The following is a 12,603-nucleotide window of genomic DNA, read 5'->3' on the forward strand; positions in this document are numbered from 1 at the left end:
GACGGGAGGCAAAAATGGAAAAACTGGTAGAAATGGAACATATTACCAAGAAATTTCCGGGAGTCGTCGCCCTGGACAATATGAGCCTTGATCTTTATCCGGGCGAGGTACACGTCCTGATGGGGGAAAACGGCGCGGGCAAATCGACGCTGATGAAAATACTCAGCGGGATCTATACGCCCACAAGCGGACAGATTAGGTTGCATGGCAAAACATACCAGCATCTTACGCCCGGAATTTCACAGGAAAGCGGGATCAGCATCATTTATCAGGAGCTGAGCGTGATCGATGAATTGTCTATCGCGGAAAACCTGTTTGTAGGCAGGCTGCCGCAGCGCAGGCTTCTGGGGTTGCCGGTGGTCGATTTTAAGTATATCAACAAAAAAGCAAAAGAAATGATGGAGCTCGTTGGGCTTAGGCGCTCTCCGGGAACGATGGTGGAAGATCTGCCGATTTCTGAGAAACAGCTGGTAGAGATCGCAAAAGCGCTGGTACTCAACACAAAAATACTGATTATGGACGAACCGACCTCATCGCTGACGATCGACGAAACACAAAACTTGTTCAAGATCATACGTTCCCTTCAGGAGAAGGGAGTCGGAATTATTTACATTTCACATAAAATTGATGAAGTAAAACAAATCGGTAACCGAATCACGGTTCTCAAAGACGGAAAATATGTGGGAACGAAGAATGTTGCGGATATCACCAGCAAAGAAGAAATCGTTACGATGATGGTGGGGCGCGAACTCAAGGACAAGTATTTAAGCGGACAAAAAAAGACGGACGCGCACGGACAGGTCATCTTCCAGGCGGAACACATCTCGCGGCAGGATAAAAAAGTAAACGATGTGAGTTTTCATCTGCGCAAATATGAAATACTTGGATTTGCGGGGCTGGTGGGATCTGGCCGCACGGAGCTTATGAATGTGCTGTTTGGCGTTGAAAAAAAGGAAACGGGAGACGTTTCCCTCAATGGGAAAAAGCTTGAGATCAGGCGCACGTACGACGCGGTGAAGGAAGGAATTGCGTATCTAACCGAAAACAGGCGTGAAACGGGATTTTTTGATAATTTTGAAATATGGAAAAACATTGCGATGGAGCAGTCGCTCAAAAGTTCGAAATGGGGCGGGATTTATGGCCTTTCGAATGCAAGGCGGGAGCAGGAGGAGGCGCGCGCGGCGGCGGAAAAGCTCAATGTAAAGTGCACGTCGGTCTATCAGAATATTACCGAGCTGTCTGGCGGCAACCAGCAAAAGGTTATCGTTGCAAAGTGGCTTGCGGCGAATGCGGAGTTGTTGATTTTTGACGAACCGACCCGCGGGATCGACGTAGGGGCAAAGAGCGAAATTTACAAGATCATGCGCCAGCTTGCCGACGAAGGAAAAGGAGTACTTATGGTGTCTTCCGAGCTTCCTGAGCTTTTGGCTGTGTGCGACAGGATCCTCGTTTTTAACGAGGGGGAGATCAAGGCGGAATTCAGCAGCGAAGAGGCGACCGAAGAAAAAATAATACTTGCTGCTACCTAAGGAGGAGATTACAATGAATAGTTTCAGTCGAAAAGCGGAGAGCCTTACGGCAAAAAAGGATTTTGCATATTATTGGGCGCGCTTTGGGACGTTGATCATATTTTTTATGCTTATGGTGGTAATTGCCATCATCGCGCCAAAGGGAAGCAACTTCCTGTCGCCGGCGAACCTGATCAACATTGTCTATCAAAGCACGGATAAAATACTAATTGGCCTGGGCGTGTTTTTTGCGATATTGATCGCGGGGATCGATCTTTCGATCGGTTCGGTAATGGCATTGTGCGGGATATGGATGGGCCTTATGATGAAGGCAGGTATGCCGGTGTGGTCGGCGATCCTGATTGGCGCGGTGCTCGGCGGAGCGTTGCTTGGCGCGATCAATGGAAGCCTTGTAAACCTTACGGGCGTACATCCGTTTATTATTACGCTTGGCACACAATGGATTTTCCGTGGGATTATTATGGTTATATCCGGCGCGCGGTCTGTGTCCGGGTTCCCGGAAAGCTTTAAAGAGGTAGTAAATTACCGCGTGGGAGGGCAGATTCCCATGGCAATTTTTATTGCTATAGGAGTAGCCGCGATCCTGTGGTTTATTGCGGCGCATACGAAGATGGGCAGGAACATCTATGCCTTTGGCGGAAATAAAGAGGCGGCATGGTATTCGGGGATCAATATCAAGTTGCACACGCTGATCGTGTTTATGATTTCCGGCATCTGCGCGGGGCTCGCGGGCCTGATTATAACGGCGAAGACGGGAGCGGCAGAACCGCTTGCGGGCAGCGGATACGAAACTTTTGCCATTGCTGCGGCTGTAATCGGCGGCACAAGCTTTTTCGGCGGGAAAGGAAATGTCTGGAGCGTCGTGGTTGGCGGCTTGATTATAGGCCTGATTAACAACGGCCTGAATATGATGCGCGTGGATTCGTTCTACCAGCAGGTGGTAATGGGAATCCTGATCATTGCAGCCGTAACGCTTGATACCCTGTTGCTCAGAAAGAGGAAATAAACATGAAAGTAAAAATCTCTCCTTCATTGATGTGTATGGATATGATGAATGTGCAGGAGCAAATGAAGGTTTTAAACCGGGCGGATTACCTGCACATCGATATTCTGGACTGGCATTACGTGAAGAACCTATGTCTGGCTCCCTGCTTTATGGAGCAGTTGAAAGAGATCACGGATGTCCCGATGGACGCGCACCTGATGGTGGATAATACGGACGTAGACCTCGTGGATCTCTGCATTGATTCGGGCGCGGGGATAGTCACGCTCGCCCCGGACGTCGTGGAACGCAAGGCGTTTCGCCTGATCGACCATATCAAATCAAAGGGCGCGCGGGCGGGCGCTTATATCAATCCGGGTATGGCGCTCGAAGTGGTATTCCCTTACATCCATTTGTTGGACGTGATTACGTTTATGACAGTAGACCCCGGCTTTGCAGGGCAGAGGTTTATAGGGGAATCACTTGAAAAAATGAGGCAGACAAAACGCCTGAAGCAGGAAAAAAGCTATGCTTATGAAATTCAGGTGGACGGATCGTGCAATAAAACGACATACAAAAAAATGTATGACGCGGGCGCCGAGATATTCGTAGTGGGTTCGTCCGGACTGTTTGGAAACGACCCTGATCTTGTAAAAGCATGGGAGATTATGGAACGCGATATTGCGGAAGCGATCGGATAGCGTATGGAAGAGGAAAGATGGATTGTCGGGATCGACATCGGCGGGACAAATTTCAGGATAGGCTGCGTTTCTACAAGCGGAAGAGTGGCAAACGTAAAAATTACGCCAAGCAGCTTTTTGACAAGGGGTGAATGCGTCCAGAAAACGCTTGCCGGGTACATCACGAAGTATAGAAAGGAAACCGGCGTTACGCCGGTGTGCATATCGGTTGGAATCCCGGGTTCGGTCAGCAAGGACAGGCGCAGTACAATTTCTGTACCAAACCTGCAGGATGCGAAAGGGACCCATTTGCTGGACGGCCTGAACCTTGCGGACGATTTGGAAAAGCTGACGGGAACACGGGTGATCCTGAATAAGGATGTGGATAACCTTTTGGCGTTTGACATCCTGATGAACGGGCTCGTAGATGAGGAAATCGTGATCGGTTGCTATATTGGCACCGGCTTTGGCGGGGCGATCCGCATTATGGGCCGATATCTCTCAGGAAAAAACGGCGCCGCAAATGAGATCGGACATATCCCATTCTATAAGAAAGACCTTATTTGCGGTTGCGGAAAAAGAGGTTGTGCGGAGTGCTATGCTTCGGGAACCGCGCTTGAAAGGATACAGGAAAAATACTACCCGGAAACCTTTATTGGCGATATTTTTGTAGAGCATGGGACACAGCAGCGACTCATAGAATTTGTAGAGGCGTGCGCGCTTCCCATTGCCACGGAAATAAATATTTTTGACCCGGCCTGCGTGGTCATTGGTGGCGGCGTTGTGGATATGCCGGGGTTTCCAAAAGATATGCTGAAGCAGTTTATATGGGACAACACCAGGAAGCCGCTTCCGGCAGGGAATCTGAAATTGATTTTTTCCAATCAGGACAAGGACATGGGCGTTATCGGCGCGGCGTTGCTGGCGGCAGAAGGGTTGAAGCTCGATCGCGAGAAAATGACGCGCGGCCTGTTGGAGCATTTTGGCAAACACTGATCCTTGTAGGAGGATAGGAGGTGACCTTATGAAAATAGGCGCGTATTTTGCATATTGGGAACAGGAATGGGATGTAGCATTCCTGCCTTATGTGGAGAAATATAAAAGGTTGGGATTGGATGTGCTCGAAATTTCCGGCGGGGGACTCATGAATATGGAAGACGACGGGATTACCGCGCTCAGGGAAAAGGCGGAAGAAAACGATATCGTCATTACCTGCGGGATCGGCCTTCCGCAGGAATTCAGTACTTCTTCACCGGATAAAAGGGTACGCACAGCTGGAATGGATTATATGAAGCGGTTATTTGACGCGATGGGAAAACTGGGCGCAAAATTAATCGGAGGAACGGTTCATTCCTATTGGCCGGCGGACTATTCAAAACCTGTGGAAAAGCGGAAGGAGTGGGAAATATCCATCCGAAGCGTGAAGGAACTCGCAGACTATGCTGTGCAATACGGTATTGTAATCGCCGTGGAAGCTTTGAACCGCTTTGAACAATATCTGGTAAACGATACAAACGAGGCGGTACGGTACGTGGAAGAGGTAAATAGGCACAACGTAAAGCTTTTGCTGGATACGTTCCATATGAATATCGAGGAAGATAATCTTCCGGACGCGATCAGGAAGGCGGGAAAGCATTTGGCGCATTTCCATGCTGGTGAAGCGAACCGGAAGGTGCCGGGGAAGGGCAGTATGCCGTGGAAGGAAATTGGCCGCGCGTTACATGATATCGGCTACCAGGGCTATATCGTTATGGAACCTTTTGTGATGCCGGGAGGCACGGTCGGCTCGGATATTAAGCTGTGGAGGGATCTTTCCGGCCACGCCGATAACGATAAGCTGGACCGGGATATTAAGGCGGCGGCCGTTTTTCTAAAAAATGTGTTAAAATCGGATTTGGGGAAGTAAAAGCCCTGGAAGGATGCAGGATATGAAAATATTATTTGTTGGGGAATCATGGACCGTCCAAGAAACGCATATCAAAGGCTTTGACAGCGTTGACCTGGGAAGGCTGGAGCAAACCACTGCCGGGCTGGTACTGGACGCGCTTGACGAAGCTGGAATTGAAGTGGAATATATGCCCAGCCACATTGCGCAGTACAGTTTTCCGGAAACGGCAGAACAGTTAGGCGAATATGATGCGATCGCCCTGAGCGACATTGGAAGCAACACCCTGATGCTCGATCCGGTTATGCAGCTTCAGGGAAAACGGAAAGGAAACCGTCTGCTGGCCTGCAAAGAATACGTAATGAATGGCGGAGGACTCGTTATGATAGGCGGTTACCTGAGCTTTGCGGGAATCGGGAACAAAGCCCGCTATGCGATGACGCCGTTGGCGGAAGTATTACCGGTGGAAATACTTCATTATGACGACAGAATGGAACACCCGGAGGGAGTAAGGCCGGAAATTACCTTGCCCGGCCATCCGGTGCTGGAAGGGATAGACGATAAAAAATGGCCTTATTTTTTGGGGTATAATAAGGTAAGGGCAAAAGAAACTGCGGATGAAATTGCGACGATCAACGGGGATACGTTTATGGCGGCAATGGAATTTGGAAAAGGCAGGAGCTTTGCATTTGCGTCAGACTGTACGTTCCATTGGGGGTCGGAGGAGTTTTTAAGCTGGCCTTACTACAGGAAATTATTTGGGAATATCTTTTTATGGCTGGATAAAGAATAGTGAAAATAAAACTGATTTGAGAGACAACAAGACACACATGATATAACAAAAACACCTTGCCCCGGGGCAAGGTGTTTTTTTAGCGCAATTTTTTATTCACCAATAATCTGAACGTCCACGGTTCTCTTACGGGCGCGTACCTGATCCCAGTCAATGAAATAGACATAACCGAAATCGCCCAAATCAAGCTCGCCGTCGCAGGCGACGATGGTTTCTGAACGTCCAAAGAATACGGAACGAAGATGCGCCTCCGTATTGAGGCTCGTCCATTCGCCTTCCTCTGTTCCAAGGCTCATTGCAAATTCAATGTGCTTGGGGCCCGGGTGCATATATTGTCCTTCATAGCGGCAGGTAGGGATCAGTTTTTCCATAATGTTGCACAAATCCTGCTGCAGGAATTCATGGCCAAAATAGGTTTTGTCGTGCGAGCATTCCTGCGTCATGACAGAACAGGTTGTGTGGTGGGAATAGACAACGCAAATCCCGTTTTGAATGCCGGAGTTTTCGAATATCTTTTTCACCTCGGCCGTAATGTCGTGGAATGTGGGGTTCAGGCCGTTCGATTGTACGTCGATTGTTTCGCGATAAGTTTTCATTTTGTTACTCTCCTTTGTTCTTGTTATTTGTGGGCTGCGCGTCGCGCAGCTGAATATCTGGCTGTTTTCAGAATGCTTTGTGCCGCGCATCCCATGCGTCGCGCAGGGCATGGATCATTTCATCCACCATACCGATTGGATCATCCGCCTTCACAATGCCGCTTGTGCAGCCGGTGGCCTCTGCCCCTGCGTAAATTACATCATATACATCCTGCGGCGTACTGATGCCTGCGCCCTGCAGGACGTGGATATCAGGGTTAACGTCTTTGATTGCTTTCGTGGTAGAAAGGACGTAGTCCAGTCCGCTTGTCTTGCCTGTGCCAATCAGCTCCGTCGGCTCTGCGACAATGATATTTGGCGCAAAATGAGCGATAGCGCTTGCGTCTTCAAGGGAATCGGCGCATACGATAGTGGCAAGCCCAATCTCATCGGCACGTTTGATGGTCTGGTTCAACACAGAAAGGCCAAGGGGATGTTCCGCATGGTTTAACATAACGCCTTTTGCACCGGCTGCTTTTACAGCCTCCGGAAGTACGGAGCCAAGGCCGCGTCCAACACATAGCGCATCCATATGCTGGGCAAAAACCAGCAGTCTTTTGGTTTCATTCGAAAGCAAAGGAATATCGGTGTATTGCGGTGTGAATATGATTTGGACGTCATATTTTTCGGAGGCTCGCTCGGCTGCGAGCGCAAGCTCCAAAACATCCCTGCCATATAGATACGCTTTCGGGCCAATTTCAAAAAACGGCGGTTTAATAGAGAAATCCTTATACATACTGAGACCTCCATTTTGTTTTAGTGAGATAATTTACAAAAGTGTATTCAATGCATCGAATGTTTTCCTGTATAGTTGCAGCATAACATACACTTTCGAAAACGTCAATAAAAATATTTCGAAAAACTTATGATTGATTTTATAAAAACAATATATTAAACTAAAAAAGAAAGAAAAACAAAAGGAGTAAAATTGGAATGAAGGACAAAAGTTTGGAATTTGCACTGAAATCTGTAGAGATCGAAGCCGCAGAAGTGGCGCGTGTTGCTGAAATCGTAAGAATGGCGGAGTTTGGGCAGGCGGTGGATATCCTCAGCAAGGCAAATAAAATCGTAACGTCGGGCAGCGGCGGCACGGGAGTTGCTGCGAAGAAGTTCGCGCATTCGCTTTCGTGTATCGAGCGCAACGGCGTGTTCCTCTCGCCCGCGGAAGGGATGCACGGCGGCATGGGAGTGGTGCAGGAGGGAGACGCAATGGTAGTGGTCTCCAAGGGAGGAAAAACGGCGGAGCTGCTGCCGCTGATCGACGTATGCAAAAAGAAGGGGGCAAAGCTCATTGGAGTGACGCAAAACCCGGATTCGCCGCTTGCAAAGCAGGCGGATGTATTTTTGAAGATGGACGTGCATCACGAAAGCGACCGTTACGACATTATGGCAACGTCGAGCGTAATCGCGCTGGTGGCACTGTTCGACGCGCTGCAGGTGGCGATCATGGAGGAGACGGACTACAAACTGGAACAGTTTGCGCTTATCCATCCGGGCGGCGCCGTGGGCCAGATGCTGAATGCGTAAAAAACACAAGGAAAAAGGGCTCTGGAAATAATTCCAAAGCCCTTTTCATTCGAATGAAGTCCGTTTCTATTGGTGCGCGCGGTTTTATATTACACAGTCACCACGTTCACGCCCTTTTTGACAATTTTCTCCAGATGAGCGGGCAGCGCATTCGTATCTGTGATCAGGTAATCGATGCTGTCAATGTCCGCAACCTGGGAAAAGGCCTCCTGGCCTATTTTTGAGAAATCCGTAACGGCAATCGAATACTTGGAGCGTTCGATCATCAGCCTGCTTACTTCCGTCTCTTCAAAATCGCGGATAGAGATTCCGGCCGTTGCGCTTACGCCGTCTATGGAAAGGATGGCGACGTCAGCCTTATATTTCCGCAACGCGACGAGCGTGTCGTCCCCGTAGGTGAAGGAATGCGGAAACTTGATATTACCGCCAAGCAATATAATTTGGTTGTAGGGCGAGTCGCTCATTTCAGTCGCGATATTGACGGAGTTTGTAACTACCTTTAGGTGCTTTTTTGACTTTAACTCACGTGCGATAAAAAAAGAAGTGGTGCCGGAGCTGAGCATTACGGTATCCCGGTCGTGTATCATATCAGCGGCAGCCGCAGCAATACGGTGCTTTTCTTCGGCATGCTTTGTTTTCCGTTCGTAAAAATTCATGCTGTAATAGGTACGCATAGAAGGAATCGCGCCTCCGTGCACACGCTCCAGCGCATTTTCCCTTTCAAGGTCCGCAAGGTCATTGCGGATCGTTACTTCCGAAATCGAAAATATCTGGCTTAATTCGCTGACCTTCACCTTGCCTTCCTCATTCAGGATATCCAATATTTTTTTTCGCCGCTTGTCGGCATTCAAGTTGCTGAAATCAGACATCATTGTCTACTCCTTCACCATTTTATTATGGAAAAATAAACTTCTACTTAAAATATAGCATAGAATGAACAAGAATGCCACGGAATAGAATGAAAGCAGAGCGAAAACAGATCGCTTTGATATAGAAAGCCATTATATCTTTTTTCGAAACTCTGAAGGGGAACAGCCCGTATATTTTTTGAAAATAAGACTGAAGTAGTAAGGATCGTTGATTCCGACCTTCTCGCTGATCTCAAAAATTTTCAGGCTCGGATCCTTCAGCAAATTTTGCGCCTCTGAAACCCGCACCTTATTGACAAATTCAGAAAAAGAAATTCCTTCATTCTTTTTAAAGAGCTGGCCAAGGTAGTTTCGGCTTACGCCCAGCCGCTCTGCTACGCCCGCAATGGATATATTGTCGGAATATTCGGCAAATGCTATTCTTTTTGCCTGTTCGAGCAATTTTTTTCCCGAGCCGGACGACGTGTTTTTGGTATACTCAAGCACCTGGTCAATCATATGGAATATCTGGACGCGGCATTCCTCCTTATCGGTTACCTTTAAATCATAATTGAGCATTTCCTCATAATCGTTGATGTATTTGTTGTTGACTTCGACATTAATTTCTCCAAATACGCTGATACAGGCGAAAGCAACGCCCATGATGAGCGCCTGCAGGCTTTCCGGTTTACAGCTTTGAGGATCGTCCCCCACCGCAAGAAGCTGTTCTTCGAGAAGCGCATGGACGCGCTTTTTGTTGCCAAGCTTTAAATTCACGTGCAGGTCGATGATCTGGTTCAAATTCAGGTTTGCGCTGGCATACCTGCGCACATCGGATATCTTTTTCATGGACGGCTGGCTGCCACGGTCAAACGAGCTGTAGCGCAAGGCAAAGCATGCCTCCAGATAGGAAGTCCGCAGTTCTGTGATGCAGTCTGCTTCCATTCCGATCCCTGATATCAGAAGCAGGTCGTGTTCCGTCCTGCAATACGAAGTCAGTTTGCCAAGAAGCTCGGTTGCAATGCTGTCGGGGGCAAAAAACGCGAACGCCATCTTTTTGTCCTGGACAGGGAAAGCAAAGTAATCCGCCTGCCCGGGGAAAAGAAAGGCCAGCGCGTCCTTTACCTTTTGGACGGGCATATGCTTTAAAAGCTCTTCACGGGAAAGGCGCGCTGAAAGATTTGTCGTTGGAGATATTTTGGATATGGTAAGCACTGCCGCCTGGAATATACGCCCGTCAAAGGGGAGGGAAAGCTCTTTGCATTTGGTACGAATCTCCTGGGTACTGAGCCGCCCGGAAAAAACGTCCTGAAAAAATACGCTCAGGATATCGGGCAGGTGCAGGTCCAGCGTGCGCTGCATATTCGAGATCGTCTCGATGTTTTTTTTGTGCCGGGAGGCCTTTGTAAAAAGATCGGAGGCTATTTCCGGTATCTGCGCCGGGGCGAGCGGTTTCAGGATAAATTCCGCAACGCCGTACTTTATCGTTTCCTGAGCGAATGAAAAATCGTCGTATCCGGATAAAACAATTTTGACAGACTGCGAAAAATTTCCATTGGGATTCTCATCCTGCAAGGCCTTCAAAAACTCCATGCCATTCATTTTAGGCATCATCAGGTCAATAATCATGGCCGAAAAGGAATGCTCCCGGCACAGCTCCAGGGCTTCAAGTCCATTTTTTGCGCACAGGATCGAATCAAACAGGCCAAGCTCTCCAATGCTTTCCGCCAAACCATTGCGAATAATCGTTTCATCGTCAATAACCAGTAAACTAATCATCATTAATTCCCCCTCACGATTGGTATCCTGATCCTGATGACGGTCCAGGATTCCTCGATTTCATAATGAAGGCCATATTCATCACCGTACGCGCATTTAATACGGTCGTTTACATTCACGATGCCCAGGCCAAGCCGCGCATCCTGTACGGAAGGATGCGAGAGGCGGTGATTGATTTCCTTCATTTTTTCCGGTGCCAGATTGCCGCCGTTGTCAGACACCTCCAGCAAAATATGGTCGCCCATAAGCCGTCCGCGGATTGCGATGACGCCGTTGTCGTTTCCGCGCACGCCATGGTAAATCGCATTTTCCACAAGCGGCTGCAGTATCATTTTGATTACAAGGCAGTCGTTAATTTGCTCTTCGACGTCAAACTGATAGACAAAGTCGCCCTCATAGCGTATCATCTGAATATCGAGGTAATATTTGATATGCTCCATTTCCTTTGAAATAGGGATCACTTCATTTCCGCGGCTGGTGCTGATTCGGAACATCTGCGAAAGCGCATGTGTCATAACGGCGGCTTTTTCGTTTTGCCCGCGGTCAATCAGCCAGATGATTGTGGATAGGGTATTATACAAAAAGTGCGGCTTGATCTGTGCCTCAAATGCCTTTAGCTCCAGCTCGCGCTGCTTTTTCCTGCCCTGGTCAAGCAAATAGTTCTGATGGTTGAGCTCTTCCGCCATATTGTTATAGCAACGCATGATGTAACCCATTTCATCATAATATTTGGGAGTAAGCGTCTGTATTTTACCCAGCTTTGCTTTTTGCATCAGCTGCGCGAGCTTTTGGATTGGGTTCACAAAGGAGTTTGACAAAATGATTGCCAGCAGGAAGACAATAAAAATAATGGTGAGCACAAGCATAAAGGTGAGGCTGATAATGCCGCTGTTTGTCTGCGTCGCTTCAGAGACAGGTAAAATACTCAGATAGCGTCCATAATTGGAATTTGTATCCGGGTTGGAATTAACGAGATATTTGATTCCTGAAAAATCTATGATCCTGCCGGAAACAGGACTATCTGCGGGAATCGAAGAAATCAGCGAGCCAAGGGCAAGCGTGGAGCCCGGCTGCGTGCTGGAAAAGACGGAATTATCCTGATCGATCAGTACAATCGTTCCAATCGCAGAGGAATCATTTTCATTGACCAAACGCTTTACCGATTTTTCATTGACGCCTGAGAAAACATAGCCGGTCACTTTTTGGTTTGTATTGTCAAATACCTTCTGTGCAAAGGTCTTGTAGCGCGCTTGGCCAATGTGTATGACAGGGCCGTAATAGGTCAGCGCCGGGCTTTGTTCAAATTCAGAAAAAGAGGGGCTGGCGGCGATATCGGATATCGCAGAATCGATGCCCTCCGTACGGGAAAAATGCAGGCCGTTCTTTCCATAAAGGTATAAAAAATTTGTATATGGATTCGACGTGCCTGTAATGAGAAGCTTTTGTATCTGCGGATAGGAATGCGAGTCTGCCGGAACGCTGCGTTCCATGAAGCTTACGATATTTTCATCCCGCGCAATTTCAATCGACTGGTAGATCAGGTCGTCGTAAATCTGGCTCCGCACTATGCTGTGTATGTTTTTAAGCAGGTTTTGCGATTCTGCGCTCTTTGCCTTCAAAACGCTGTCCTGCGAGAGGGAATAGGAATAGATACCGATAATTGTGATGGGAATTACGGAAACGCAGATCATCATAATAAACAGCTTTTTTTTAAGGCTAAGATTGCCAAAAAAGTGAACAGCTGCTTTTTTGCCCCTTTTTAACCAATGCTTCATTGATTCACCATAAATAAAGATAAAACTGTAAAATACACTGTTGCGGTCCGGTAAGGCCGGTACAAAAATAGTAATAGTGCCATAAAAAGCTGCGTTGGTACAAATATTGATAAATTAATAATAACAATAACTGTCGGTTTTGTAAATAAAATATTATGAAATATTATATA

The 12,603-nt window shown here is 47.8% G+C and carries 12 protein-coding genes; 7 read left to right on the forward strand and 5 right to left on the reverse strand.

The annotated features are described in order from the left end of the window. Window positions 1-14: 14 nt before the first annotated feature. The 6 genes from ACS5WU_RS05670 to ACS5WU_RS05695 are packed head-to-tail and all read left to right on the forward strand — an operon-like array spanning window position 15 to window position 5,869. On the forward strand, window positions 15-1,529 hold the full coding sequence (locus ACS5WU_RS05670) for a sugar ABC transporter ATP-binding protein (RefSeq protein WP_465089004.1): 1,515 nt from the start codon (window positions 15-17) through the stop codon (window positions 1,527-1,529). Between the two features lie 13 nt (window positions 1,530-1,542). Then, entirely contained in the window at window positions 1,543-2,535 is a 993-nt protein-coding gene (alsC, locus tag ACS5WU_RS05675) for a D-allose ABC transporter permease (protein WP_046444750.1), read from the forward strand. A 2-nt stretch (window positions 2,536-2,537) separates the two neighbouring features. After that, entirely contained in the window at window positions 2,538-3,212 is a 675-nt protein-coding gene (gene alsE / locus ACS5WU_RS05680) for a D-allulose 6-phosphate 3-epimerase (RefSeq protein ID WP_302760865.1), read from the forward strand. A gap of 3 nt (window positions 3,213-3,215) precedes the next feature. Next, complete coding sequence (gene alsK, locus ACS5WU_RS05685; protein ID WP_302760863.1) at window positions 3,216-4,187, forward strand: allose kinase; 972 nt, start codon at window positions 3,216-3,218, stop codon at window positions 4,185-4,187. Window positions 4,188-4,215: 28 nt separating this feature from the next. Next, complete coding sequence (locus ACS5WU_RS05690; protein WP_302760861.1) at window positions 4,216-5,097, forward strand: D-psicose 3-epimerase; 882 nt, start codon at window positions 4,216-4,218, stop codon at window positions 5,095-5,097. 22 nt (window positions 5,098-5,119) lie between these two features. After that, the gene (locus ACS5WU_RS05695) at window positions 5,120-5,869 is read left to right on the forward strand and encodes a glutamine amidotransferase (RefSeq protein WP_302760859.1); all 750 of its coding nucleotides are present in this window, start codon (window positions 5,120-5,122) and stop codon (window positions 5,867-5,869) included. A 92-nt stretch (window positions 5,870-5,961) separates the two neighbouring features. Here the strand turns inward: ACS5WU_RS05695 and ACS5WU_RS05700 are convergent, their stop codons facing one another. Further along, window positions 5,962-6,465, reverse strand: a complete 504-nt coding sequence (locus ACS5WU_RS05700; protein ID WP_059109080.1) for a YjbQ family protein — start codon at window positions 6,463-6,465, stop codon at window positions 5,962-5,964. 67 nt (window positions 6,466-6,532) lie between these two features. Then, window positions 6,533-7,240, reverse strand: a complete 708-nt coding sequence (locus ACS5WU_RS05705; protein WP_059109081.1) for a triose-phosphate isomerase — start codon at window positions 7,238-7,240, stop codon at window positions 6,533-6,535. Window positions 7,241-7,437: 197 nt separating this feature from the next. Here ACS5WU_RS05705 and ACS5WU_RS05710 point away from each other — a divergent pair, with 197 nt between their 5' ends. Next, complete coding sequence (locus ACS5WU_RS05710; RefSeq protein ID WP_302760854.1) at window positions 7,438-8,031, forward strand: KpsF/GutQ family sugar-phosphate isomerase; 594 nt, start codon at window positions 7,438-7,440, stop codon at window positions 8,029-8,031. Between the two features lie 89 nt (window positions 8,032-8,120). Here the strand turns inward: ACS5WU_RS05710 and ACS5WU_RS05715 are convergent, their stop codons facing one another. The 3 genes from ACS5WU_RS05715 to ACS5WU_RS05725 all read right to left on the reverse strand — a co-directional run bounded on the left by ACS5WU_RS05715 (window position 8,121) and on the right by ACS5WU_RS05725 (window position 12,433). Next, entirely contained in the window at window positions 8,121-8,903 is a 783-nt protein-coding gene (locus ACS5WU_RS05715; RefSeq protein ID WP_082674907.1) for a DeoR/GlpR family DNA-binding transcription regulator, read from the reverse strand. A gap of 129 nt (window positions 8,904-9,032) precedes the next feature. Next, window positions 9,033-10,658 carry a response regulator gene (locus ACS5WU_RS05720; RefSeq protein ID WP_465089005.1) on the reverse strand — a complete coding sequence of 542 codons (1,626 nt, stop codon included), beginning with the start codon at window positions 10,656-10,658 and terminating at the stop codon, window positions 9,033-9,035. A gap of 2 nt (window positions 10,659-10,660) precedes the next feature. Continuing rightward, window positions 10,661-12,433 carry a cache domain-containing sensor histidine kinase gene (locus ACS5WU_RS05725; RefSeq protein WP_302760847.1) on the reverse strand — a complete coding sequence of 591 codons (1,773 nt, stop codon included), beginning with the start codon at window positions 12,431-12,433 and terminating at the stop codon, window positions 10,661-10,663. Between the last annotated feature and the right edge of the window lie 170 nt (window positions 12,434-12,603).

It is taken from the genome of Christensenella sp. KGMB01412 (assembly GCF_055522415.1).

Bases quoted from the DNA above. Each gene is read 5' to 3' on its own strand.
- ACS5WU_RS05670 (WP_465089004.1), top strand. From the start codon at position 15: ATGGAAAAACTGGTAGAAATGGAACATATTACCAAGAAATTTCCGGGA.
- ACS5WU_RS05720 (WP_465089005.1), bottom strand. From the start codon at position 10,658: ATGATTAGTTTACTGGTTATTGACGATGAAACGATTATTCGCAATGGT.
- ACS5WU_RS05725 (WP_302760847.1), bottom strand. From the start codon at position 12,433: ATGAAGCATTGGTTAAAAAGGGGCAAAAAAGCAGCTGTTCACTTTTTT.
- ACS5WU_RS05700 (WP_059109080.1), bottom strand. From the start codon at position 6,465: ATGAAAACTTATCGCGAAACAATCGACGTACAATCGAACGGCCTGAAC.
- ACS5WU_RS05690 (WP_302760861.1), top strand. From the start codon at position 4,216: ATGAAAATAGGCGCGTATTTTGCATATTGGGAACAGGAATGGGATGTA.
- alsK (WP_302760863.1), top strand. From the start codon at position 3,216: ATGGAAGAGGAAAGATGGATTGTCGGGATCGACATCGGCGGGACAAAT.
- ACS5WU_RS05705 (WP_059109081.1), bottom strand. From the start codon at position 7,240: ATGTATAAGGATTTCTCTATTAAACCGCCGTTTTTTGAAATTGGCCCG.
- ACS5WU_RS05695 (WP_302760859.1), top strand. From the start codon at position 5,120: ATGAAAATATTATTTGTTGGGGAATCATGGACCGTCCAAGAAACGCAT.
- ACS5WU_RS05710 (WP_302760854.1), top strand. From the start codon at position 7,438: ATGAAGGACAAAAGTTTGGAATTTGCACTGAAATCTGTAGAGATCGAA.
- alsC (WP_046444750.1), top strand. From the start codon at position 1,543: ATGAATAGTTTCAGTCGAAAAGCGGAGAGCCTTACGGCAAAAAAGGAT.
- alsE (WP_302760865.1), top strand. From the start codon at position 2,538: ATGAAAGTAAAAATCTCTCCTTCATTGATGTGTATGGATATGATGAAT.
- ACS5WU_RS05715 (WP_082674907.1), bottom strand. From the start codon at position 8,903: ATGATGTCTGATTTCAGCAACTTGAATGCCGACAAGCGGCGAAAAAAA.